The 23952-nt window shown below is 70.3% G+C and carries 24 protein-coding genes; 11 read left to right on the top strand and 13 right to left on the bottom strand.

Annotated features, from left to right (window positions below; translation table 11 throughout):
• Positions 1–56: 56 nt before the first annotated feature.
• Positions 57–4802 (bottom strand): putative T7SS-secreted protein, encoded by a 4746-nt coding sequence (locus EDD93_RS14370; protein ID WP_260255736.1) that lies wholly within the window; start codon positions 4800–4802, stop codon positions 57–59.
• Positions 4803–4804: 2 nt separating this feature from the next.
• Positions 4805–5461 carry a hypothetical protein gene (locus EDD93_RS14365; RefSeq protein ID WP_123525520.1) on the bottom strand — a complete coding sequence of 219 codons (657 nt, stop codon included), beginning with the start codon at positions 5459–5461 and terminating at the stop codon, positions 4805–4807.
• Between the two features lie 463 nt (positions 5462–5924).
• On the opposite strand from EDD93_RS14365, the gene EDD93_RS14360 reads away from it, so the two are divergent.
• Both EDD93_RS14360 and EDD93_RS14355 read left to right on the top strand, forming a co-directional pair.
• Entirely contained in the window at positions 5925–6617 is a 693-nt protein-coding gene (locus EDD93_RS14360; protein ID WP_221217313.1) for a DUF6232 family protein, read from the top strand.
• Positions 6614–6955: a hypothetical protein gene (locus EDD93_RS14355; protein WP_123525519.1), complete on the top strand. Its 342-nt coding sequence runs from the start codon at positions 6614–6616 to the stop codon at positions 6953–6955. Before EDD93_RS14360 ends, EDD93_RS14355 begins: the two co-directional genes overlap by 4 nt.
• A gap of 18 nt (positions 6956–6973) precedes the next feature.
• Here EDD93_RS14355 and EDD93_RS14350 read toward each other — a convergent pair whose 3' ends face one another.
• The 5 genes from EDD93_RS14350 to EDD93_RS14330 form a co-directional block, all read right to left on the bottom strand.
• Entirely contained in the window at positions 6974–7384 is a 411-nt protein-coding gene (locus tag EDD93_RS14350) for a hypothetical protein (protein WP_185092312.1), read from the bottom strand.
• Between the two features lie 197 nt (positions 7385–7581).
• Entirely contained in the window at positions 7582–7776 is a 195-nt protein-coding gene (locus EDD93_RS14345; RefSeq protein WP_123525518.1) for a hypothetical protein, read from the bottom strand.
• Between the two features lie 96 nt (positions 7777–7872).
• A complete protein-coding gene (locus tag EDD93_RS14340) occupies positions 7873–8757 on the bottom strand; it encodes an SDR family oxidoreductase (protein WP_123525517.1) in 885 nt (294 codons plus the stop codon).
• On the bottom strand, positions 8754–9701 hold the full coding sequence (locus tag EDD93_RS14335) for an alpha/beta fold hydrolase (RefSeq protein ID WP_123525516.1): 948 nt from the start codon (positions 9699–9701) through the stop codon (positions 8754–8756). The genes EDD93_RS14340 and EDD93_RS14335 overlap by 4 nt, the downstream gene beginning before the upstream one ends.
• Positions 9698–11218 carry an NAD(P)/FAD-dependent oxidoreductase gene (locus EDD93_RS14330; protein ID WP_123525515.1) on the bottom strand — a complete coding sequence of 507 codons (1521 nt, stop codon included), beginning with the start codon at positions 11216–11218 and terminating at the stop codon, positions 9698–9700. The genes EDD93_RS14335 and EDD93_RS14330 overlap by 4 nt, the downstream gene beginning before the upstream one ends.
• A 195-nt stretch (positions 11219–11413) precedes the next feature.
• On the opposite strand from EDD93_RS14330, the gene EDD93_RS14325 reads away from it, so the two are divergent.
• Positions 11414–12046, top strand: coding sequence for a MerR family transcriptional regulator (locus EDD93_RS14325; protein WP_123525514.1), 633 nt, complete (start codon positions 11414–11416; stop codon positions 12044–12046).
• A 12-nt stretch (positions 12047–12058) separates the two neighbouring features.
• Here EDD93_RS14325 and EDD93_RS14320 read toward each other — a convergent pair whose 3' ends face one another.
• Positions 12059–12874, bottom strand: a complete 816-nt coding sequence (locus EDD93_RS14320) for an exodeoxyribonuclease III (RefSeq protein WP_123525513.1) — start codon at positions 12872–12874, stop codon at positions 12059–12061.
• Positions 12875–12923: 49 nt separating this feature from the next.
• On the opposite strand from EDD93_RS14320, the gene EDD93_RS14315 reads away from it, so the two are divergent.
• From EDD93_RS14315 to EDD93_RS14300, 4 genes are all read left to right on the top strand, one after another.
• Complete coding sequence (locus EDD93_RS14315; RefSeq protein WP_123525512.1) at positions 12924–13415, top strand: GNAT family N-acetyltransferase; 492 nt, start codon at positions 12924–12926, stop codon at positions 13413–13415.
• Between the two features lie 149 nt (positions 13416–13564).
• Positions 13565–13927 (top strand): DUF2089 domain-containing protein, encoded by a 363-nt coding sequence (locus tag EDD93_RS14310; RefSeq protein WP_123525511.1) that lies wholly within the window; start codon positions 13565–13567, stop codon positions 13925–13927.
• Positions 13924–14187 carry a hypothetical protein gene (locus tag EDD93_RS14305; RefSeq protein ID WP_123525510.1) on the top strand — a complete coding sequence of 88 codons (264 nt, stop codon included), beginning with the start codon at positions 13924–13926 and terminating at the stop codon, positions 14185–14187. Before EDD93_RS14310 ends, EDD93_RS14305 begins: the two co-directional genes overlap by 4 nt.
• Positions 14188–14216: 29 nt before the next feature.
• Complete coding sequence (locus tag EDD93_RS14300; RefSeq protein WP_123525509.1) at positions 14217–14648, top strand: SHOCT-like domain-containing protein; 432 nt, start codon at positions 14217–14219, stop codon at positions 14646–14648.
• A gap of 97 nt (positions 14649–14745) precedes the next feature.
• Here EDD93_RS14300 and EDD93_RS14295 read toward each other — a convergent pair whose 3' ends face one another.
• Genes EDD93_RS14295 through EDD93_RS14285 form a run of 3 tightly spaced genes read right to left on the bottom strand, consistent with a single transcriptional unit; the run spans position 14746 to position 17946 of the window.
• Positions 14746–15585: a carbohydrate ABC transporter permease gene (locus EDD93_RS14295; RefSeq protein ID WP_123525508.1), complete on the bottom strand. Its 840-nt coding sequence runs from the start codon at positions 15583–15585 to the stop codon at positions 14746–14748.
• Positions 15586–15622: 37 nt separating this feature from the next.
• Positions 15623–16621 (bottom strand): carbohydrate ABC transporter permease, encoded by a 999-nt coding sequence (locus tag EDD93_RS14290; protein WP_123525507.1) that lies wholly within the window; start codon positions 16619–16621, stop codon positions 15623–15625.
• 11 nt (positions 16622–16632) lie between these two features.
• Positions 16633–17946: a sugar ABC transporter substrate-binding protein gene (locus EDD93_RS14285; RefSeq protein ID WP_123525506.1), complete on the bottom strand. Its 1314-nt coding sequence runs from the start codon at positions 17944–17946 to the stop codon at positions 16633–16635.
• Positions 17947–18132: 186 nt separating this feature from the next.
• Here EDD93_RS14285 and EDD93_RS14280 point away from each other — a divergent pair, with 186 nt between their 5' ends.
• Positions 18133–19422, top strand: coding sequence for an ROK family transcriptional regulator (locus EDD93_RS14280; protein WP_123525505.1), 1290 nt, complete (start codon positions 18133–18135; stop codon positions 19420–19422).
• Between the two features lie 518 nt (positions 19423–19940).
• Entirely contained in the window at positions 19941–20462 is a 522-nt protein-coding gene (locus EDD93_RS14270) for a hypothetical protein (RefSeq protein WP_123527767.1), read from the top strand.
• 10 nt (positions 20463–20472) lie between these two features.
• On the opposite strand, the gene EDD93_RS14265 is transcribed toward EDD93_RS14270, so the two are convergent.
• Positions 20473–20763 (bottom strand): transposase, encoded by a 291-nt coding sequence (locus EDD93_RS14265; RefSeq protein WP_398903647.1) that lies wholly within the window; start codon positions 20761–20763, stop codon positions 20473–20475.
• A gap of 6 nt (positions 20764–20769) precedes the next feature.
• Between EDD93_RS14265 and EDD93_RS14260 the strand changes: the two genes are divergently transcribed.
• Positions 20770–20967 (top strand): hypothetical protein, encoded by a 198-nt coding sequence (locus tag EDD93_RS14260; RefSeq protein WP_123525504.1) that lies wholly within the window; start codon positions 20770–20772, stop codon positions 20965–20967.
• 103 nt (positions 20968–21070) lie between these two features.
• Here the strand turns inward: EDD93_RS14260 and EDD93_RS14255 are convergent, their stop codons facing one another.
• A complete protein-coding gene (locus tag EDD93_RS14255) occupies positions 21071–21901 on the bottom strand; it encodes a helix-turn-helix domain-containing protein (RefSeq protein WP_185092311.1) in 831 nt (276 codons plus the stop codon).
• Between the two features lie 156 nt (positions 21902–22057).
• On the opposite strand from EDD93_RS14255, the gene EDD93_RS14250 reads away from it, so the two are divergent.
• The gene (locus EDD93_RS14250; RefSeq protein WP_260255735.1) at positions 22058–23509 is read left to right on the top strand and encodes an MFS transporter; all 1452 of its coding nucleotides are present in this window, start codon (positions 22058–22060) and stop codon (positions 23507–23509) included.
• The last annotated feature ends 443 nt before the right edge of the window (positions 23510–23952 follow it).

The raw sequence follows: 23952 nt of genomic DNA, 5'->3' as shown, positions 1-23952 counted from the left end.
ACCCCTGCCCCCTGCTACTCGATATCGGAACTTGAATACTTGGGTCACGATGTCCTTCAGTCCCCGAAGTTGAGGCGATCGAAAACGCGCCTGTGAAAGTAGTGCTCGTCGCCCATTCCTGTGTGGCCTCGGATGTAGTCGAAGTCGTGAGGATTTCCGTCTCCGTAGAGACGGCTGTAGTTGTCCATGAACGATTCTGCTTCGGCGGGAGACATCTCCACGACGTCGGCTTTGTGCAAGGATGAGAAATCGGAATCGGATATTCTGAATTTCAGGACTTCGACGTCGACTCCACGGCCACGGAGCCGTTCCGCGTAGCGTGCTGCCTCCTCCGGCGTCTTCCATGAGTAGACGCCTTCTCCGTATTGTCCACGAATGTCTTCTGTTGGCCAGGGCGTTCCGTCTCCCCGCAGACGAGTCGCGTTCGCGGCGTCCTGGACGGTGTGGAACTCGTGGTAGTCGGGAGCGAGCCCAAGCGGGTCCACCCAGGTGTGAGGGTTGTGTACGTACACCACCGGGTTGGGTGCTGGAGCCAGCCCGAGGGGGTCGGGGGAGGCGTAACGGCCCGTCTCCGGGTCGTAGTGGCGGAAGAGGTTGTAGTGGAGGCCGGTTTCGGGGTCGTAGTACTGGCCGGGGAAGCGGAGCGGGGTGTAGGTGCCGCTGTTGCGGGACCAGGCAGTGGTGCCCCAGAGGGTGGAGCGGGAGCGCCAGGCGATGTCGCCGGTCTCGTCGATGAGTTCGGTGGGGGTGCCGATGAGGTCGGTGGCGATGGCGAAGAATCGGCGGTCGATCTCGGTCTGGCGGTCGTCGTCGGTGAGGATGCGTTCGGTCTGGGCCAGCGGCGTGTGGCCGCGGTGGTCCCAGGTGAGGGCGACCGTGTTCGGGGCGTCCGGGTGGTGGGTGGTCTGTTCGCAGAGCGTCAGGCCGTCCCAGGTGAACCGGATCTCCTCTGCCACGCTTTCGCCGTCGGCGGCGAGTCGTTGCTTCGTGGTGCGGCGGCCCAGGGGGTCGTAGCGGTAGCGCCAGTGGGTCCCGTCGGGCGTGGTGGCGGCGGTGAGGCGGTTCTCCGCGTCCCAGGTGTAGTGCCAGACGTCGGGTTTGCGGGAGAGGCGGGTCTTGCGGCGCTGGGTGATCCGGCCGAGTGCGTCGTGTGTGAAGCGGACGTCTCCGGCGCGGGTGATGGAGGTGCCGTTGTAGGTGCGGGAACCGGTTGCCTCGCTGCTGGGGTGGCGGTCCGGCCAGGATGCCGAGGTCTGGTTGCCGGCGTCGTCGTAGGCGTAGCGCTCGGTCCAGTTCTTGGCGTGGACGGTGGTGACGCGGCCCGCGCGGTCGAGGTCGAAGGTCCGGGTGCCCGAGAGCTGGTCGGCCACGGAGGCCAGATGGCCGTCGGCGCGGTAGGCGTACGTGCGGCTGTTGACGGGGCGTGCTCCGGCGGTGATGTGGTGCGCCGAAAGCCGCCCGGCCTCGTCCCAGGCCGACGTCATCGTGATCGTGTCGCCGAAGGCGCGGGTGAGCTCCCGGCCCGCGGCGTCGTGGGTGAAGTCGATCCGGTGATCGCCGCTGCTCAGGTGCTGGGGCCGGCCGTCGCTGCCGTAGGTGTAGGAGGTGACGTGGCCGGTGGGTGTGGTGCGGCGGGTACGACGGCCCAGGGCGTCGTACGCATAGGAGACCGGTCGGCCGTCGACCAGTTCGGTCTTGACCTTCCCCCGGCGGTCGTACTGATAGCGGAGTTGGCTGTCCGGGCCCGCAGCTTCCAGCAGGCGTCCGGCCCGGTCGTAGACGTACGTCGTCGCCTGCCCGTCGACGTCCTTGCCGACCACCTGACCGAGCTGGTCGCGCTCGAACGTAATGGTCCCACCGAGTGCGTCGGTGCGGGTGGCGACCTGGCCTGCGGCATCCAACCCGTAGGTGAGGGTACGGCCGTCGAAGTCGGTCTCGGAGACGACGTTGCCGGCCGCGTCGTACTCGTAGGCCCAGGAGAGGCCTTGGGGGTTGGTGACGCGGGTGAGGCGCAGTTTGTTGTCGTGCTCGAACTCGTAGCGGGCGCCGTCGGGTCCGGTGCGGGCGACCAGCAGGTCGAAGTGGGTGTATTCGGAGCGGGAGGTGCCACCGGTCGAGTCGGAGTGGCTGAGGGTGTTGCCCTCGCCGTCGTACGTCCAGGACTCGGTGGCGCCGTCGGGGCCGGTGCGTCGGGCGAGTTGGCCGTCGGCGTGCCACTCCAGGCGGGTGACACCGCCCAGCGGATCGGTGATGCGGACCGGCCTGCCAAGGGCGTCCCGCTCCGTGCGGGTGACGGCACCGTCCTGGTCCGTCACCTCCATGGGCAGGCCCGCCGCGTCGCACACGACATGGCTCGTGGCGCCGAGGACGTTGGTGACCGACGTGAGCCGGCCGGCCCGGTCGTAGGTGTAGCGGGTTGTGGCGCCGGCCGGGTCGGTGGCCGCCGTGCGGTTGCCGCGTTCGTCGAACTCGTTGAGCACGCGGTTGCCGTCCGGGCCCACGACCTCCACCGGCAGACCGGACGGGCCTCGCACGGTGCGCAGTTCGCCCCCGTCGGGGCCGGTGGTGCAGACGCGCCGGTCGTTCTCGTCGTAGGCAAAGGCGGTGGTGCGGCCCAGTGGGTCGGTGCGGGTGGTGAGGTTGCCGCGCGGGTCGTAGTGGAACCGGGTGGTGTGGCCGAGCGGGTCGGTGACGGCCAGCGGGAGGCAGCCGGGGCCGAAAACATGGCGGGTGGCGTGCCCGTCGGCGGTGGTGAGGGTGGTGGTGCGGTGGCCCGTCTCCGGGTCGGGTTCGGTGTAGGCCAGGGTGATGTGGACGTGGCCGGCCTCACCGCCCTCGGATATCACCCGGTCCTGGTCGTCGTAGACGTAGTCGTAGCGGCTGCCGTTCGAGTCGATCCAGGCGATGACGCGGTGGCGGTGGTCGTGCAGGAAGGTGGTCGTGGCGCCCGAGGGCTTGGTGACCGTGGTCAGGACACCGTCCCGGTAGCCGTAGCCCATCAGCGGCAGATCCGTGCCGCCCTCGCCCGCCCCGGCCAGGGACAGGGCGGTGACCAGGCCGCCTGTGGTGGACAGGTTGAGCTGGTGGCCCGCCGAGTGGGCCAGGGCCAGCGGCACACCGTCCTCGTCGCGGTCGATCGCGATCGTGTGGCCGTTGCGGTCGCTGATCTCCGACAGCCAGGCCACGCCGTCGCCCCCCGGTTCGGCGCCGGCCGGGGCGTTGAAGTCGAGGACGAGGCCGCTGTCGGGGTCGGTGAGGGTGTAGTCGCCGTTGCCGTCGCGGGCCAGCAGGGTGCGGGACGCGCCCGACTCCGGCGTGGTGGGGGTGCCGGGGACCGGGTGCGGGTAGCGGATCAGGAGTCCGTCGGCTGTGATGTGGAGGATGCCGATGGCGTCGACTTGCAGGCGTTCGTCGACGGTAGAGGTCCAGGACGGGCCCAGGAACCGGCCGATGGCCAGACCGGACTCGGTACGGCGGCTGAAGACCAGCGGCAGGATCCCGGGGATCGCCACATCGGTCTGCGGGAGATACATCCGGCCCGTGGCCAGGTCGACCGGGTCGGTGTCCTTGCTGACCCGCTTCGCGTCCGTCCGGCCGTGGGTGCCCTCCGGGGCGTCATCGACCAGCCGGCGCAGCCGGGCGGCCTCGGCGGCCTCGTCGGCGACGCGGACGCCCTTCACCGCGGCGCCGCCGCCACCGGTGGCGATCGTCATCGCGATATCGGGGATCAGCCGCCCGAAGCCCTCGGCCGGGTCCTTCATGAAGTCCTTGGCCATCTGAATGCCCGTGCCGGTCGGGTCGTTCGCGGCGACCACCAGGCCTGCGGCCAGACTGTTCAGGGACGTGACGTACTCGGCCGGATGCGTCAGGTTGTACGGATCCATCGGGTTCACACTGCGAACGAAGTTCAGCGTGCCCGCAGTGGCCTTGATGATCCCGCCGTCTATATGCATCCCCATGATCTGCGCCTCGTCGAACCCGTCACGCAACTGCTCGGAGTACGAGGGCTTCTTCGGGGCCATGTCGCGGGCCGCGCTGATCGCGGTGCGGGCGGTCTGCGCCGCCGAGTTCCGCTGCTCACGCGCCTCGGCCAGGATGTCCTGCGCATCCTTCATCAGCTTCTTGCCCGGGTCCTCGAACGTCGAGGCGGGCCGGGGCGGCAGCTCGGACGGATCACGCTTGTCGGACGGCTTGGCGTTGTAGCGGTCGACCGCCTTGTTGAAGTCGTCGACCTTCTTACGGTGCGCGTCGGCGGCGGTCTCGGACGCCTTGACGCCCTCTTTCCACTTGTCGATCGCCGTCTGCGCCTGGCCCTGCGCCCAGCTCACCGTGGAAGAGAACGAATCCAGCGCCCCGAGCGCCTTCGTCGTCGCGTCGGCGGCCGCGTACCACTTCGGCGGCTGCGTACTCACCGCCGTGCGCAGCGCATTGGCCGTCTCACCCTTGAGCTGCCCGGAATCCAGCCCCTTCAGACCGTCACCGGTCCCGTCGAACGCCGCCTGGAAGGCGCGGAGCTTGGTGACGGTGGCATTGAGCTTGCTGACGCTGCCGTAGATCAGCTTCGTCTTGTCCTCGGTCTGCCCGAGGTCCATCTCGTCGACCTCGGCACCCATCCGGTTGGCGACCGAACGCGACTGCTCCCGCACCCAGTCCGCACCGGACTCCCAGCCGACGTCATCCAGCCGGTCGGCCGTCCAGTTCCCGACGTCCTCGACCCGGTCACCGGCCCACTCGACACCGTCCTCGATCGCGTCCTCGACCGAATCAGGCGTGATATCGCTGATGAAGTCGCCTATACCCACGGTCAGTTACCCCCCGACTCACCCTGCTGCTGCGCCTGCTGGGCGCGTTCCTCCGGCGACGGCCCCAGCGTGTCGTCCAGGCTCTGGTCGAACTGCTCGTCGGAGATGCCGAGCGCACTGTTGAACATGTCCGACTGCCGCCCGCCATACCCTTCGGTCAACACGGTGCGGCCGGTGTCCTTCCAGGTCTGCCCCATGTCCTGACCGGCCTTCTCGAACGACTCCGGGCTGAAGTCCGGGTCCAGGTAGTCCGGCGTGAAGATGTCGCCCCAGTTCTGCTTGGCGATCTCCTCCTCACTCGCATGCGGATTCCCGCCGAACACGGCATTGGCACCCACCTTCAGCGTGCCCGCGAGGTACTGGTCGTTCTCCCACTGCGTGCCCGCCGCCAGACCCAGCCGGTCCGCGAGCCCACTGGCATCGCGCACCAGCGCCCGCACCCCCCACTCCCAGCGCTCACAGAAGTCCTCGAAATCGACCGAGACACCGTGGTGCCCGGCCTCCATCCCCGTGATCGCCAGCGACGAGAAGCCCTTCCCCATCACCGAACCCGTCGCACCACCCAGATCGCCCAGCTCATCGATCGTCGAGTTCAGCCCCTTGGTGAACTTGGTGACCGACTCCTTGTCCAGATGCAGATCCGCCCCGTCACCACTCACCGCCCGTTCCCCGCTTCACCCGCACCGGCATCCACAACCGGACCCGCCGGCTCACCCACCAGCGCCCTGGGATCCACGACCCCCCGATGCCGCTCGGTGATCCACTCGGCCGACACCGTCCCCGCCCTACCCATGTCTCTCCCCCGTCGTAGGTGACTGAAAGCACCGTAGAACAGGACGCGCGACAGGACACGACCGGTTCTCCACGGGACCCAGAGGGGCCGAGCACCCGCTGGGATGCCGCAACCTGCGGATCAGCGATGCGCTCGCCTCCGGACCGCCCGGCGCGGGTCATGGGATGCCGATGACCGCGAGACGGTCCCCGGGAGACGCGGCCAATGTCTCGACTACCGGCCATCGCCTGGCAATTTGGCTTCTTCTCGTCTGCCTCGCAGCCGCCCCCGGGCGCTTAATGGTGCTTCCGCTGCATGCGGGTGGGACCGACTGACCACACGGGGGAGCCATGGGCGACACAGGAACACCCGGCACATCACCGCCCGAGCCGCCGCCCCAAGCTGCGCCACGGCCGCCGGCTCCCCCACTGCCGCCGCAGGCGCGGCCTCTCCACCCCGGCTCTGCGGTACCTGGACGCCTCAACAACCCCGGGGCGCAGAACCAGTCCACCCGCAAGGGAGACCCCCTGGTCCTCCGGGTCACCCGCCGCACGCTGTGGGTCGGGTCGGCTGCCGTACCGCTGCACAACATCAGCTGGGTCGACGCGTTCAAGCTCGGCTACAACTGGGGCAGGGCCTTCAGCCGCCTCGTGCAATGGCTGGTCGTCGCCGTCCTGCTCTACGCCGCGGTCAACTACGCGAGCGGGAGCGGGAACGGGGACGAGGGTGACGTCGGGGAGAACGGGTACGGCAGTCTCCTGCTCATCGTCCTCGGGGTCTGCCTGGTCGTCGTCATCAGGGAACTGATCGCGTCCGCGAAGCCGGTGCTGGTCGTCGAGATGAACAGCGGCTCCAGGGTGGTCGTGACCCTGCCCAGCATGGACGAACTGCGCGAGATCGCCGGACGGATCGTGCAGGCGATCGACAACCCGGAGGCCGAGTTCACCGCGATCGTGCGGCAGTTCCACAACAACAGCACCAACAACTACGGCCCTGTCGTCAACATGCACAACGGCCGGGGAAACACGGGGTTCAAACTGTGAGTGACGCGTCGAACTACTACGGCCCCGTGGTCAACATGCACGGCGGCCGCCAGAACATCGGCATCAACCACGGCACTGTCGGCGGTCCCGCCCAGGACGTCGAACTGCGTGCCGCCGTCGAGGACCTCACCCGCCTCCTGCGGGAGCTGCGTCCGCACCTCGCCCCGGACCAGGCCCGGACCGTCGAGGGCACGCTGCCCGAGCTCACTCCCGACCGGGGCGCCCTGCGGGAGCGCGGCCTCGCCCTGGCGTCCGTCGCGCAGATCGCGGCCACGGTCGGCGAGGTGGGCCGGCCCGTCGTGGAGGCGGTGGGGCGGCTGGTCACGCTGCTGAGCTGACGGCCTCGCCCGTGAGCGTCAACGGGTGGACCGTGGCGCGCGGGCGCGTCGTTTGTGCCGCCCCGGGCGGGCGGCCTCGCCGCGTCGGCGCGCCCGCCACCGGGCCCCGTAGGCCGCGATGAACGCGAGGGCCAGGAGCGGCAGGGCGACGGAGGCCATCACGGCCATCGGCCAGACCAGTTCCTTGCCGTACAGCTTCCCGAGCATCTGGACGGTCAGGCAGATGCCGAGCACGGCATAGGCGGTGCCCCAGGCTCGGGCGCCCCACGCGGGGCCCGCGAACGGCTCCGGCGACCGGTGCGGCCGGAACAGGGTCCGGCCTCCCCACGCCGCACAGCCCAGCCCCACGACCGCCGCGAACAGCGCTCCGAACGTGTCCAGCGCATCGGTCTGGATGCCGGGCATCCGCGCCTCGCTCTCCTGCTTCACGCTTCACGCGGTCCTCGACGCCAAGGGCCGTCCCGGCCCGAATGATCGCCCGCCCGGACGTCGCACGTCATCTGCGGAGCACGGCAGTCGGCGGGCCGGGCAGTCTTCCGGATTCCGGCAATGCGCACGCGAAAGGGGCGCACCCGGAACGAATCCGGGCACGCCCCTCGATACACGTCACTCATGCGCGACCGCGGTCAGCGGTCGAACGTCTCGCGAACGTCGTCCGCCGCGCCCCGGGCCCTGTCGCGACCCTGCTCCGACGCGTCGGAGGTCCGTTCGGACGCGTCCTGCGACCGGTCCTGGCCCTCGCCCTTGCCGTCCTTCATCTTCTTCTGCGCCTGGTCGGCAAGATCCTGCGCCTTGTCCTTGAACTGGTCGGCGATGCCCATGCTGTTCACTCCTCGGTGGGGTGCGTGGGGGATGGCCCCGTGGGGCCTCGACCAGACTTACACGACCGGGCATTCATCGCATTTCGATCATTCACGCTATGTGCGCGAGGACCGTTCGTGCTGGTCAGCGGCGCCTCCCGCACCGACGAGGCCCTTGCTGACACCTTCGAGCCGCGAGCCGAACCTCTTCATCTCGCGCTGGCCGCCGACCCCGATCAGGGAGGGCAGGTAGCCGCGTACCGACTGCATGCCGCGCAGCCACCACTGTGCGTACACATGCGGTGAACGGCGCTCGATGCCGGCCACTATCCGGTCGACCGCCGGGCCGAGCGGGTACGTGCGGTTCATCGGCCAGGGCAGCCGCTGGCGCAGTTCGCGCATGACGTCGTCCTCGTCGGCGCCGCGCACCATGTCGGTGTCGGTCCAGGAGAGGTAGCCGACGCCGACCTTCACTCCCTGGTAGCCGACCTCGGCACGCAGGCTGTGGGCGAAGGCCTCGACGCCTGATTTGGAGGCGCAGTAGGCGGTCATCATCGGGGCGGGCGTGATCGCGGCGAGGGAGGCGATCTGGAGGAAGTAGCCTCGGCTCTCCATCAGGACCGGCAGGAACGCCCGGCCGGTGACCGCGCCGCCGATGAGGTTGACCTCGATGACCCGGCGCCAGGCCACGGGGTCGGAGTCGACGAACGGTCCGCCGGAGGCGACGCCCGCGTTGGCGACGACGACGTCGATCTTGCCGAAGCGCTCCTTGACCTCCTGGGCGACGCGGGCCATCGCCTCGTGGTCAGTGACGTCGGCGTGCCAGTGCTCGCTGTCGCCGTGCAGCCGCTCCGAGACCTTCTTCAGCTCGTCCGGCTCCAGGCCGACCAGCGCGAGCTTCGCGCCGCGTGCCGAGAGCTTGCGGGCCAGCAGCTCGCCCACACCGCGCGCCGCGCCCGTGACGACGACGACCTGTCCTTCGAGACCGTGCCTGCCGCTCATGCGACCCCCTCCTCTTCCTTGCTCTCGACTACTGCCGTTCCGCGTACCTGGAGGCACCCGGTCACCAGTTCCCGTATTTTCGCCGTGACGGCCTCCGGCGCCTCCACCGGCGTCATGTGTCCCATGCCCGCCAGTTCGGTGAGGCCGAGGCAGTCGGGGAGCGCCGCCGCTATGGCGCGGGCGTGGACGGGCGGCGTCAGCCGGTCCTCCGTACCCGCGATCACCGCGGTGGGCACCCGCAGCTCCCGTACGCCCTCGTCGAGGTCGAGCTCCGCGAGGACGTGGCCCCAGGCGAACCTGGGGGTACGGGGGCAGGCGTGCACGATCCGGGCACAGGTGTCGACCCGGTCCGGCGCGGAACCCGGCCCCATCGTCGCGTACTTGAGGATGCGGCGGGAGAGCGGAGTGACGGGCCCGAGGGGCGCGCGGGCGCCGAGGATGGCGCGGGTGAGCCGGGTGCGCACGGCGCCCGCCCGCATCGGCACGACCCGTGATTCGGCGAGCAGCCCCGAACTGCCCGTGCTGCACAGCAGTATGGCGGCGGCGTGTTCGCGAAGACCGGCCCGGCGGGCGGCGGCCATGATGGTCATGCCGCCCATGGAGTGCCCGGCCAGCACGGCCTTCTCGCCCGGTTCCAGTGTGGCGGCGAGCACCGCTTCGAGGTCGTCGGCCAGCGCCTCGGTGGTGTATCCGGCGGGGCGGGCGGCGGGTGAGGTGCCGTGGCCGCGCTGGTCGTAGGCGATGACCCGGTGGTCGACGGAGAGGTCCCGGATCTGGGCGTCCCAGAAGCCGGTGTTGCAGGTCCAGCCGTGGGCGAGGACCACCGCCGGGGCGCCGTCCGGTCCGTGCACCTCGACGTGGACGCGGGAGCCGTCGGCGGAGACGGCCATGAGTTCGCGTACGGGCACCGGGCGGGTGCTGCCGGTGCGGGTCGGGCGGCTCATCCGGCGACCTCCTCGGAGAGGGCCTGCTCCGCGCCGCGCTGCGCGGGTACGCGGACGACCTGGTACTCGGATATGTCGACCGTCCGGGTCACCTTGCGGAACTCGGCGGTGGTGCCGGGCCAGACGGTGGTGTTGCGCCCGTTGGCGTCCAGGTACCAGCTGGTGCAGCCGCCGGTGTTCCAGACGGTGCGCTTCATCCGTTCCTGGACGCGGCGGTTCCAGGCGCCGACGGCCGAGGGGCGGGCGTCGAGTGCGACCCGCCCGCCGAGCACGTCCAGTTGGCGGAGGTAGTCGGCCATGTAGTTGAGCTGGGCCTCGATCATCAGGATCATCGAGGAGTTCCCCAGGCCCGTGTTGGGCCCGATGATCGTCATCCAGTTGGGGAAGCCGGCCGCGCTCGCGCCGCGGAGCGCCTGCATGCCGCCCTTCCAGGACTCCGCGAGGGTGTTCCCCTCCGCGCCGACGACGCGGTCCGCGATCGGCATGTCGGTCACGTGGAAGCCGGTGCCGAGGACGATCGCGTCGACCTCGGCCTCCGTGCCGTCGGAGGCGACGACCGTGGAGCCGCGCACCTCGCTCAGGCCGGAGGCGACGACGTCCACATTGGGCTGGGCGAGCGCCGGGTAGTAGGCGCTGGAGAGCAGGATGCGCTTGCAGCCGATGCGGTACGAGGGGGTCAGCTTGGCGCGCAGCGCCGGGTCCTTGATGGAGCGGGCCATGTTGGACTTGGCTATCCGCTCGACCAGGCCGAGCTGGTCCGGGTGCTTGGTGAAGGCGCTGACCTGCAACTCCCTTATGCCCCAGAGCAGTCCGCGGCGTGCGGTGCCGGTGAGGGGGAGCGTGCGGTGCAGCCAGCGTTCGGCGCCGCTGATCCGGCGGTCCATCCTCGGCATGACCCAGGGCGGGGTGCGCTGGAACAGGGTGAGCTTCGCGGCCTTCGGCTGGATCGACGGCACGATCTGGATGGCGGAGGCGCCGGTGCCGACCATCGCGACGCGCTTGCCGGTCAGGTCGGCGTCGTGGTCCCAGCGGGCGGAGTGGAACACCTTGCCGGGGAACTCCGCGAGCCCGGGGATGTCGGGCAGCTTCGGGTCGGAGAGCGGCCCGGTCGCGGAGACGACGACATCGGCCACCACGGTCGTGCCGTTCGCGCTCTCGATGACCCAGTGCAGCTCGTCGCCGTCCCAGCGCATCATCGTCACCTCGTGGTCCAGCCTGAGGTGCGGGCGCAGCCCGAAGGTGTCCGCGACGTGCTCCAGATAGGCGCGGATGTGCTCCTGCCCGGAGAAGGTGCGCGGCCACTCGGGGTTGGGGGCGAACGAGAACGAGTAGAGGTGGGACGGTACGTCGCAGGCGCAGCCCGGATAGCTGTTGTCGCGCCAGGTCCCTCCCACCGAGCCGGCGCGCTCCAGGATCACGAAATCGGTGATGCCTTCGCGGCGGAGCCGGACAGCGGCTCCGAGGCCCCCGAATCCGGATCCGATCACCGCCACTCGTACGTGTTCGTGCTGGGCCATGCTGCCGCCTCCCCGCGGTACGTCACACGACTCTGCCAGCAATCACTGGCACTGTTGGGAGACTAGAGCAGCCCCGTACCGATGGGTAGGGGTGCGGCGAGGGAAAGTTACCGGCGGTTCAACAAGCGGCCCGCGCCCCGGACCGGCCGGTAGGGTGCGGGGGTGGCTGACGGACACGAGCACCGCGAATACCGCATGGAGGAGCTGGCCAAGGAAGCCGGCATCCCCGTCCGGACCCTGCGCTTCTACCGGGAACGCGGCCTGATCTCACCGCCGCGCCGCGAGGGCCGCATCGCCTGGTACGACGACCACCACCTCGCCCGGCTGCGCACGATCACCGGTCTGCTGGAGCGCGGCCACACCCTGACCGGCATCGCCGACCTGGCCCGCACCTTCGAGAGCGGCCGCGACGTGGCCGAGGTGCTGGGCCTGGGCGAACCGACCGAGGAGACGCCGGTCCGGCTCACGCCCGAGCAGCTCGCGGACTACTTCGAGGGCGAGTCCACGCCGGAGAACCTGGCGGCCGCGATGGAGCTGGGCTACCTCGGCACGGACGGCGACGAGATCGTGCACATCAGCCGCCGCCTCCTGGAGGTCTCCGCCGAACTGGTGCGGGAGGGCGTCCCGCTCGCCACCGTCCTCGCCTCCGGCCGCCGGGTCCGCGAACACGCGGACGCCCTGGCCGACCTCTTCGTCTCGACCCTGCGCGATCACAGCACACAGGATGAGCCTCCCCAGCTGCGGCCGCTGGCACGCGCGGTGGTCGACGCGGAGCTCTCGATGGCCCTGGACCGGCGACTGCGCCGCGACGCGGAGGCGGCGCAGTAGCGCCCGTACGCCCTACTGCTCGTACACCACCGTCACGGGCGCGTGGTCGCTCCAGCGCTCCTCGTGCGTGGCGGCCCGCTCCACGTACGCCTTGGCGGCGCGCGCGGCCAGCCCCGGGGTGGCCACCTGGTAGTCGATCCGCCATCCCGTGTCGTTGTCGAAGGTGCGGCCCCGGTAGGACCACCACGAGTACGGGCCCTCGACGTCCGGGTGCAGCGCCCGTACGACATCGACGTACGCGGCCTCATCGAAGACCCGGGTCAGCCAGGCCCGCTCCTCGGGGAGGAAGCCGGCGTTCTTCTTGTTGCCCTTCCAGTTCTTGAGGTCGGCCTCCTGGTGGGCGATGTTCCAGTCACCGCAGACCACCACCTCGCGGCCGTCGGCGGCGGCCCGCGCCTTCAGCCCGGCCAGGTAGGGGAGGAAGGCCGCCATGAAGCGCTCCTTCTCCTCCTGCCGCTCCGTGCCGACCTCGCCGGAGGGCAGGTACAGGCTCGCGACCGTGACACCCGGCAGGTCGATCTCGACGTACCGGCCGCTCGCGTCGAACTCCTCCGCCCCGGGGACCCCGAAGCCGCCGAAGCCGGTCTGCACCCGCTCGGGCGCCCGGCGGGAGTAGAGCGAGACCCCGGCCCTGCCCTTGGCGGCAGCCGGGGCGTGAACGGTGTGCCACCCCTCGGGCTCGCGCACGTGCTCGGCCAGCTGCTGCGCCTCGGCCCGCACCTCCTGGAGGCAGATCACATCGGCGTCGGTCTGCGCCAGCCACTCGACGAAGCCCTTCTTGGCGGCGGCGCGGAGACCGTTCACATTTACTGTGGTCACAGTGAGCATCCCGGCACGATACCGGCCCAGCTGAACGCATACATGTACCATCATTCGCATGAATATCCAGCCGCGGCCCTACGATCACCCCGACGCCGTCAAACTCAACGACCAGGTGCAGCTCGAATACGCCGAGCGCTACGGGGACGAGGGCGACATCACACCGCTGGACGCCACGATGTTCGACCCGCCGCGCGGCCTGTACCTGCTCGCCTACGACGCGTCGGACCGCCCGGTTGCGACCGGCGGCTGGCGCGCGCAGGAGCGCAACGACGAGGGCTACTCGGACGGTGACGCCGAGCTCAAGCGGATGTTCGTGATACCCGAGGGGCGCGGCCACGGCCTGGCCCGCCGCATCCTGGCCGCCCTGGAGGCCGACGCCCGAGCGGCGGGCCGCACCCGCATGGTCCTGGAGACCGGCGACAAGCAGCCCGAGGCGATCGCACTGTACCTCTCCAGCGGCTACGAGCCCTGCGAGAAGTTCGGCCACTACCGGACGTACGAGAGCAGCCGCTGCTTCGCGAAGCCACTGCGGGGCGCGACGGCCTGAGCCCAGCGGGCCGCGAGGCATGCCCGAGCGGCCGCAAGGCTGTAATATTGAAGATCAAATCAGAGAACTTAAGTTTTTGACGTTGACTCCTTGAAGAACTCAATATAGAACTGGCTACGAGCACATCATCGAGTGCAGAGGAGCCGAAGGTGGACTGGCAGGAACTGACGGACCTGACCCAGGGCCGGCCGTTCGTCGTCGAGCGGGTCCGGCTCACCGACAGCGGCGTCGCGGTCGAGGGGGAGTTCGAGCCGCCGCAGCTGGCGCGGCTCACCGCCGACGACCAGGTGTTCGTCGCCGCGTTCGTCCGGTCGCACGGCTCGATCAAGGAGATGGAGCGGGTCTTCGGGGTGAGCTACCCGACGGTCAAGGCCCGGCTGAAGCGGATCGCGGAGGGCCTCGACTTCGTCGACACCGACCCGGCGCCCGCCGGAGCCGATGTCGTCGACCGCCTCCAGCGCGGGGAGATCAGCGCCCAGGAGGCGCTGGACGAGCTGGAGCGGCCCCGGTGATCCCGCAACTGGTGACGGTGGGCTACCGCCGCACCAACGGCAGCCGCCGCCGGCTGCACATCCCGCTCCTGCCGGTCGCCCTGCTGCTGTCGCCGCTGCTGCTGCTCGCCGTACCGGCCGGGCTGATCGCGTGCCGCCGGCGCTTCCGGCTGAGCCCGGTGAGCGTGCTGCGCGCCGCCTGGCAGCTGCTGTGGGCACTGCCCGGCACCCGGTTCGAGATCGAACACGGCCCCATGGCCTTTCGGATAAGCGTCAGATGACTCACAGGTCCCAGAGGGGGAGAACCACGATGAACGAGCAACGCCGACAGATCCTGCAGATGCTGGCAGAGGGCAAGATCACCGCGGACGAGGCGGAGCGGCTGATCGACGCCCTCCAGCGCCAGCAGCCCGAGCCGGCCGCGGGAGCCACGCCCCGCCCGAAGTCCCGGGCCAAGTACCTGCGCGTGATGGTCAACTCGGAGGACGACGGCACCGGCGAGGGGCCGAGCCGGGTCAACATCCAGGTGCCGCTCCAGCTGCTGCGCGCGGGCGTCCGCATCGCCAGCCTCCTCCCGCCGCAGGCCCTCACCCGGGCCAACACGGAACTGCGCAGGTCGGGCGTCCCGATCGATCTCACCGAACTCAAGCCCGAGCACCTGGAGGAGCTCGTCGAACAGCTCGACGAGGTCACCGTCGACGTCGACGACCCCAGCGGCCAGGTGCGGATCTTCTGCGAGTAGGGCCGCCGCACCCCCCGCGCCCGTGCCCTGCCGGGCCGGCTTCGCGGGCCCCGGGCTCAGCGGAGGGCGCGGCGGTCAGACCTCCGACCGCCGCGCGTCACTTGACCGCACCGGCCGTCAGTCCGGCGACCAGGTAGCGCTGGAGCAGCAGGAATCCGGCGACCACGGGGATGCTCACGACGAGCGAGGCGGCCATGATCTGGTTCCAGTACACGTCGTTCTGGGTGGAGTAGCCCTGCAGACCGACGGCGAGGGTGCGGGTGGTCTCCGTGGTCATCACGGAGGCGAACAGCACCTCGCCCCAGGCCGTCATGAACGCGTAGACGGCCACCGCGACGATGCCCGGCGTCGCGGCCGGCACCACCACCCGGAACAGGGCCTTGAGCGGGCCGCAGCCGTCCACCATGGCGGCCTCGTCCAGCTCCCTGGGCACCGACTCGAAGTACCCGATGAGCATCCAGATCGAGAACGGCAGCGAGAACGTGAGGTAGGTGAGGATCAGACCGCCGCGCGAGCCGAACAGCTCGATGCCGGTGGCGTCGCCGATGTTCACGTAGATGAGGAACAGCGGCAGCAGGAAGAGGATGCCGGGGAACATCTGGGTGGACAGCACCGTGACGGTGAAGACCCGCTTGCCGCGGAACGTGTAGCGGCTGACGGCGTAGGCGGCGAACACCGCGATGATCACGGACAGTACGGTCGCCGAGCCCGCCACGATCAGGGAGTTGGCGAAGTACCGGCCGAGCGGAACGGTCTTCCAGATGTCGAAGTACGGCCGGATCGTCAGCCCGGTGGGCAGCCACTGGAACTTGCCCGACACGTCCTCCAGCGGCTTGAGGGAGCTGGAGACCATGACGTAGACGGGCAGCAGGACGAAGCCCGCGAGCAGGGTCAGGAAGACCCGCCGGGCCCAGACGAATGAGCGCGGGGAGGCCATCGGCGAGCGCGGGGCACGGGCCCCCGGGACGGTGTGGCTAGCCACGTGAGGCCTTCCTCCCACGAGAGGTGAGCAGCAGGTAGACCGCCGTCACCAGCAGCAGGAACAGCAGCAGGAGGACCGACATCGCGGCTCCGGTGCCGAAGTTCCAGGTAGCGAACGACGATTGGTAGATGTGTACGGAGATGAGGTCGGCCGACTCCGGTGCGGACTTGCCGAACAGCACGAACGGCGTGTTGAAGTCGTTGAACGTCCACAGGAACAGCACGAGGATCAGTACCTGGTTGACCGGCCGCAGCGACGGCAGGGTGATGCGGCGGATCTGCTGCCACATGCCGGCACCGTCCAGCGCGGCCGCCTCGTACAGGTCCTTGGGGATGTTCTGCAGTCCCGCCATCACGATCAGGAAGGCGAAGGGCCAGCCCTTCCAGACCGAGACGATCAGCAGGGTGTAGAAGGCGTTGTCACCGATCAGCCAGAAGGGCAGCCCGTCGGTGAGCCCGAGCTGGTCGTGCAGCACGTGGTTCACCAGGCCGTTGTCCCGCTGGAACATGAACGCCCAGGTGATGACGGCCGCGTAGACGGGCAACGCGTACGGCACGAGGAACAGCGTCCGCAGGAAGCCCCGTCCGGCGAAGGCCTCCTGCATGAAGATGCTCGCCGCGACGCCCAGCAGCCAGCACAGGGCGACCGCGAGCAGGGTGAAGAGACAGGTGACCCAGAACGAGTGCAGCAGCGCCTTGCCGACGGGCGCGTCGAAGTCGACGGCGATACGGAAGTTCTCCATGCCGCGCCAGGGAGCGTTGGACCAGTCACGCAGATAGAACTGCGTGAGCTCCTTGAACGCCATGATGAAGCCGAAGGCGATCGGCACCAGGTGGACGAGGAGTTCCAGCACGACCGCGGGGAGCAGGAGCAGGTAGGGAAGGCTGAGGCGGCGCAGGCGCCCGGGGCGGCGCTGCTTGCGCGGCGCCTCCCCGGGAGTGTCCTTGCGCACCGCCGGGTCCCCCTGCACGGGGTTCACGATGGTGGTCATGGACGAATCACTCACTGACTGGCCATCTGCTGCTCAGCCTTGGTGAGCTCGGCCTTGACGTCCGCCGTGCTGATCGACGCACCGCCGGCGGCCTTGGCGAACAGGGACTTGACCGCGGTACCGACCGACGTCTCGAACTGCGACTCGTTGGGGACCTGCGGCAGCGCCGAGGCGCTGGTGGCGAGGGTGTTCTTCAGGACCTGGAGCTCGGGCCGGTTGAACGCCGCGTCGCCCTGGGCGGCCTTCACCGGCGGGATCGAGCCGTACGTCTTACAGAGCAGCTTCTGCTCCTCGTCGCTCGTCATGAACTTGACGAACTTCGTGGCGCCGTCGAGGTTCTTGCTGTTCTTGAAGACGGCGATGTTGATGCCGGCGACCATCGAGTTGATCTGCTCGCCCTGGCCCGGCTTCCCGGACTGGACCGGCACCGGTGCGACGCCCCAGTCGGAGTCCTTCATGCCCTGGGACTTGAACGTGGTGGCCGCGGCCTGCCACAGCACCATGGCCGTCTTGTTCTTGGAGAAGTCGCTGAGCGACTGGTTCTGCGCGTACTCGGCATTGCCGGGCGCGACGATCTTGTCCTTGGCCATCATGTCGACGTACTGCTTGACCGCCGCGACGACCTTGTCGTCGGTGAAGTTCGGCTTGCCCTCGGAGTCGAAGAAGTCCGCGCCGTGCTGCTTGGCCAGGACGAACACCTGGTGGATGTTGTTGGAGAGGTTCGAGCCCTCGGCCCCGAGGCCCCACTTGCCGTCCTTCGACAGCTTCTTGCCGGTCTCGGCGACCTCGGCCCAGGTGGCCGGCGGCTTCTCGATGCCGGCCTCCTTGAACATCGCCTTGTTGTAGTAGAGGGCGTACGCCATGGAGTAGAGCGGCAGCGCGGCCGGGTCCTTGCCCTGCGCACCGGTCGAGCCGAGCGCCGACTCCACGAAGCGGTCGCGGCCGCCGACCTTGGCGAAGTTCGCGTCGTCCCAGGGCAGCAGCGCGCCGGTCGCCTGGAGCGAGGAGGACCAGGTGTTGCCGATGTTCAGCACATCGGGGCCCTTGCCGGAGGTCGTCGCCGTGAGGATGCGCGTGAGCAGGTCCGACCAGGGAACGACTTCCAGCTTGACCTTGATGCCGGTCTGCTTCTCGAACTTCTTCAGTTCGGGAGTGAGGATCTTCTTGTCGGCCTCAAGGCTGGGTCCCTGGTTGGAGGCCCAGTAGGTGAGCGTCTTCGGCGAGCTGGACCCGCCGCCCGCGGACTCTCCGCCACCACACGCGGTCGCGGCGGCGAGCAGGGAGATGACTGCCGCACTGCTGGCGACTACTCGGATACTTCGCATGGCTCCAGGTGTCCCTTCCTGAGGAGCGTCCAAGCCGGACGTGCCGAGTCCGCGACCGGAACCCGGCGAGCGGCCACGCAACCCCCATGGCTTAATTTATGGCGTGAGTTAAGCCTCATGAGAAGGTCGCGTCAAGAGCCGGAGGCGCGGTAGCGTGCCTGCCGAGCGAGCGGGGAAGGAGCCCAGATGGCCCAGCGGACCAGACGTACGGTGCGTGACCTGCGCCGGAGCAGCCGTGCGGCCGTATTGCAACATTTGTATTTCGATGGGCCGATGAGCCGCCCGGAGCTGGGCACCGCCACCGGTCTCAGCTCGGGTTCCGTCAGCAACGTGGTCACCGAACTCGTCGCCGATGACCTGGTGGAGGAGGCCGGCAGCGTGGAGTCGGACGGCGGGCGCCCGCGCGCCCTGCTCCGGGTCAACCCAGGTCACGGCCATCTGATCGGCATCGACGTCGGGGAGACCCGGGTGCGTGTCGCGGCCCTCGACTTCACCCTGGCCGAACTCGCCCGCACCGAAAGGCCGCTGGCGGCGAACGTATACGAAGTGGACCAGATCGTGGACCACATCCGCAGCGGCATCGACGAGGTGCTGGCGACGGCCGGGCTCGGGGCGGAGGGTCTCATCGGCGTCGGCATCGGCGTCCCCGGCGTCGTGGAGCACGATCCGGTGCGGGGCGCCATCGTGCACGGCCAGACCATCGGCTGGGACGCGGTCCCCCTGGAGACGCTGCTGCGCGAGGCCGGCAGCCTCCCGCACTCCGTGCCCTACGTCATCGACAACGGGGCCAAGACGCTCGGCCGGGCCGAGATGTGGTTCGGGGCCGGCCGGGGTGCGCACAGCGCCGTGGCGATCCTCTTCGGCTCCGGCGTCAGCGCGTGCCTCTTCGCGGAGGACGCCCCCCAGGGTCGGGCCCTGGAATGGGGCCATCTGACCGTGCGGGTGGGCGGCCGGCAGTGCCGTTGCGGCTCATCGGGATGCCTGGAGGCGTACGCGGGCGCGGAGGCCCTCGTGCAGCGTTGGCAGGAGGTCGGCGGGCACCCTCCGGAAGGCGTCGACCAGGAGACCCGCCTCACCGCGCTGCTCGCCGCGGCCGCCCCGGACGACGGCACCCGGCCCGACCCCGTGGCCCGCGCGCTGGTCCGGGAGACCGCCGAGTACCTGGGCGCCGGGGTGGCGGGTCTCATCAACCTCCTCCAGCCCGACCGCGTCCTGATCGGCGGCTGGGCGGGGCTGCAGTTCGGGGCCCGCCACCTCGACGAGGTCCGGGCCCACGCCGTGGCCTACTCCCTGTCCCACCCGGCCTCGAAGGTCACCGTGGAGCTGGGCAGGCTGGGCCCCGACGCGGTCACCGTGGGCGCCGCGTCCCTGCCGCTGTCGGACTTCCTGAGCCGGGGCGGACGCGGCAGCGCACCGGCGCGCGAGACGGTCCTCCCGGCCTGGCGCACCGCTCTGGAGGACCGGATCAAGAACTGACCGGGGGCGCGCCGGGCCGCCCAACCGGTGCGCCGGGCGCACCTCTTGCGGCTGGTCTGCGGGGACCGGCCGGCCGGCGTGCGCAGGAACTCCTCCCCCGGACCACCGTCCCGCGCCCTGTCCAGCCGTTCGGTGAACTCTGCGGAAGGAATGCCGCGCCCTGCGACCGAGGCAGGTCGGCCGTGCGGCCGAGCAGGGCGACAACGGCCACGACCGGAAACAGAGAGACGAAGGGACGGGACGGGACGGGTCGGGTCGGGAAGCGAAGGGTCAGCGGCGGACCGCCAACGGATGCGCGCCCTCTCAGTCGCTGTCAGTGGCGCCGCGGATGATCGGGCGCATGACACATGGTTCCCGGGATGCCCTTCGCTCCCTTGCCTTGCAGCATCTGTCGCCCGGGGATGCCGACAGGTGGATTGGTCTGCTTCGCCCTGGCGTGCGCCTTGACGTAGCAACTGGCTCTGACGACGTGACGGGTCGACTAGGGCGTGTGTCGGAAGTGCTCTAGGTTGGCTGACGTGACTGGGCGGGGGCGGAGTTATCGATATGTCGGACCGGTCGAGCTGAAGGCCGCGGTCCGGCCTGGTGACGGCGGGCGTCGTATCGGCTCGGCGGCTGACTTCGACGGCTGGATTGTGGAGCAGTCGGCGGTCGAGCTGGCCGAACCGTTCACCTTCGTGGTCGGCGTGGACGGTGTGCTTCGGCTGGCGGCGCGCCGGAGCGAGCACGTGGCCTGTGCTGGCGGAGACATGGTCCTGAGCGCATGTGAGATCAGCTTCATGCGCGAGGCAGACCGGTGGACCGTGAGCGAGGTCAGCAACCAGTCCACCGGCTACTGCCCAGATGTCACCTCCTGGGCGGAAGTCGCCCGCGCCCTGGACGCTGCAGAGCTCCAGCGGCCCTCCGGCTTCACCCACGAGGTGATGTTCCGGCGATGCCCTGACTGTCAGGAGCGCAACATCGTCCGTGAGGACGACTTCGTCTGCGTCTTCTGCGGCAGCGATCTGCCCACGGCATGGAACGTGGATCCCACCACGTGACGGCCCAAGGTCACAGCCACTCGCTGATGGCTGCGACCAGCACGGTCGCCTCGTAGCGGACAGCGAGCTTGTCGTATCGCGTGGCGACCGCACGGTGTCTCTTGAGCCGGTTGATCCCACACTCGACCGCATGGCGCTCGCGGTAGTCGACCGGGTCGAAGCGTGGCGGCCGGCCACCGCGGGAGCCGAGCTTCTGGCGGTTGCGGGCCTGGTCGGCCTTGTCCGGGATGGTGCAGCGGATCCCGCGGCGGCGCAGGTAGGCGCGGTTCCTGCGGGAGGCGTACGCCTTGTCAGCCCGCACCCGATCGTGCACCGGCAGCTGGACGTCATCGGCTCCTGGGCCTTCACCGGAGCCCATCTCGTCGAGTACGTATGCCTGTTGCCCGCGCTCACCGCCCGCTTCGACCTGGCGAGCCTGGTCACGCCGTTCCCGCTGGAGCGGCACGCCGACGCGCTCGGGGCGGTCGCGGACGGGTCGGTGATGAAGGCGGTGCTCACCTCCTGAGCGGGTCGCGCACCTGAGGGCGGGGGGGCGGTCGCCCTGGCCCGCCCCTCCTCGCCCCGCCGCCCCGCGTGCCGTCGGTACGCGGGGCGGCGCCGCACCCCGCTCAGCGGCCCGGCGCCCCCAGCGTTCCCAGGGCCTGTTGCGTCGCCGGGTCGTCGGGCAGGTAGGCGAGCAGATGGTGGCCCGGCTCGTCGACGGCGGCGAGCTTGACGTAGCGCAGCCGCAGATCGCCGGCGGCCGGATGCCGGAAGTGGCGTACGGCGGGATGGAACGCCGAGGTCTCCCGGCGGCCGTACCAGCGCGCCGCGTCCGGGTCGGCGAGCAGTTCCGCGGTGATCTCGACGTACCGGCCGTCCTCGGGATGTCGGGCCGCCTTCGCCCGGAACTGACCCAACAGGCTCCGCGCCTCGGGCTCCCAACTGGCCAGCAGCGTACGGGCGGGCGCCCAGCGGAACACCAGCCACAGCAGGTTGCGCTGCTTGGGCGCGAGCCTGGCCGGATCGGTGAGCAGGGCTGCGTACCCCGAGTTCCAGGCCAGCAGGTCCCAGTGCGGGTCGAGCACCACGGCCGGGTTGGGCGTCAGTGCCTCCACCAGGGTCAGCAGGTTGCGCGAGACCCATCCCGGCGGGTGTTCGTCCGGCGCGGCGTGCTCCAGGAACGACAGCACGTGCGCGGTCTCGTCCGCGTCCAGGCGCAGCGCCCGCGCCACCGCCCGGAGCACCTGTTCCGACGTGCGCACCCGGCCCTGCTCCAGCCACGCGTACCAGGAGCTGCTGATCCCGGCGAGCTCCGCGACCTCCTCGCGCCGCAGCCCCGGGGTGCGCCGCCGTGCGGACCCGGGCAGCCCCAGCTCGGCGGGCGTCAGCCGCTCACGCCGCGAGCGCAGGAACGCGCCCAGTTCCCGGTCCCGGACGCTGCCCGCGCCGCCGTTCATGATCCCTCCTCGCCCCGCACTCCCAGGGTGTGAGCAAGGGTAATCGGCTGCGGGGCCGCGCCGCTCACCGGCGGTGATGGGGTGGAACCACCAGCCAGGCCGGGTCTGGTGCGGGACTGAGCGACCACCGCAGGATTGCCACAAAGGAGAGCCGTCATGGACGCCCATACGGAAACCACCGACTCAGCGGGGCCCGCCGGCCCGGCGAGGCCCGCGGACTCGGCCGGGTCCGCGGACTCGGCCGGGTCAGCCGCCGCATCCGGGCCCGCCGCCCCGTCCGGGTCAGCCGCCGCATCCGGGCCCGCCGTCCCGTCCGGGTCCGCCGAGGGAGCCGGGCACGCCGCCGCCCCTTCGGCGGCGCGTGGCGCGGCAGCCCCTGCGCCCGGGGAGGCTCCCGTATCGCCGCCGGAGGCACCCGCGCTGCCCGTGCCGCCCGCGCTGCCGGCCCTGCCTGCCGCCTCGTTACGGCTGCTGCGGGCCGCCGGGTTTGTCAGCAACTTCGACCGCTTCTGCATCACCCCGATGCTGCTGCTCATCGGCGCCCAGCTGGGCGTAGCGCTGCCGACGGTGATGCTCGCGGCCAGCGGCTACTTCCTCGCCTACGGTCTAATGCAGCCGGTGTGGGGACTGGCCAGCGACCGGCTCGGCCGGGTGCGCGTCATGCGGATCTCCCTGGCCGGCGCCGCGGTCGCCGCGCTCTGCTCGGTGCTCGCGCCCGACGCGACGGTGCTGATCGTGGCGCGGGCCGCGGCCGGCGCGTTCTTCGCGGCGTCCATCGCCGCGTCCATCACCTACATCGGGGACACCGTGCCCGCGGCGGTCCGCCAGCGCCCGCTGAGCGAGCTGATGACCGCGTTCGCCCTGGGCACGGCCGTGGCGACCGTCGCCGCCGGCGCCCTGGCGCACTTCGTGAGCTGGCGTCTCGTCTTCGCGCTGCCCGGCGTAATCGCCGCCTACCTGGCCGTCGCCCTGCGCCGCCTGCCGGAGCCGCCGCGTGCGGCGCCGGGGGCGCTGCTCACCCCGTTCAAGGTCGTCCTGCGCTCGCGCTGGCAGTGGTACGTGATGGCGGTGGCCATGCTCGAAGGCGCGGTCCTGCTGGGCTTTTTGACGTACATCGCGCCCGCCCTGGAGGCCCAGGGGGCGTCGGCGATGCTGGCCGGCGCGGTGTCCGCGCTGTACGGGGTGGGCTCCATGGCTGCGGCCCAGACGGTGAAGCGGCTGGTGGGGCGCTGGACGCCGGTGCGGCTGATGGTGGTCGGCGGGGTGCAGATGGCCCTGGCCTTCGGCCTCGCGGCGGCCAGCCGGTCGGTGCCCGCGCTGGTGGTGTGCACGCTGCTGCTCGGCGGCGGCTGGTCGTTCATGCACTCCACGATCCAGTCCTGGGCCACCGGCCTGTCCCCGGCGGCCCGCGCCACCGGTGTGGCGATGTTCGGCCTGGCCCTTTACGTCGGCAGCGCCCTGGCGAGCGCCATCGCCGCCGGCCCCGCGGAACACCACGCGTACAGGGGCCTGTTCCTGACGGCCGCCCTCCTCACGATCCCGCTGACGGTCGCGGCGGGGGTGGGGCGGGCGCGCTATGACCGGGTGACGCGTCCGGACCGGGGCTGACGCCCGCGCCGTTTCGGTGGCGGTCGTAGCTTCTGCTCCGTCGGCCCGCCAGTCCGCCGCGCTTCGTCCGGCAGCGTCCAGCACTTTCGACTGGGCGTTGACGAGGTCGCTCAGACCACCCGAACACAAGCGACCGGCACCTCCCACGAAGTCGCCGCGCTGGCTGGATCGGCATCCACGCCCCCCGACGCGGCCGGGCTGCCCCGCCCACAGGGCCGGAGATCCACGAGGCCATCTGAAACCCCAGCAGCTCCAGCCGGGATCACGCATGCCCGCCGACAGCCCAGAAACGACTCACGCACCCGAACCACCCCGAAAGATCAGGTCGACGACCGCCAAGCAACCGCGTCCGGCACCGATCGCGTTCGGACATCGCCTCGAACAGACCCCGGAAACGCCAAGATCCCGCCCGATCAATCAGATCGGACGGGATCTCGTGTGTG

The sequence above is a fragment of the Streptomyces sp. 840.1 genome (genome assembly GCF_003751445.1).
Classification (GTDB): domain Bacteria; phylum Actinomycetota; class Actinomycetes; order Streptomycetales; family Streptomycetaceae; genus Streptomyces.
This window is presented reverse-complemented; position numbering and strand designations above follow the sequence as displayed.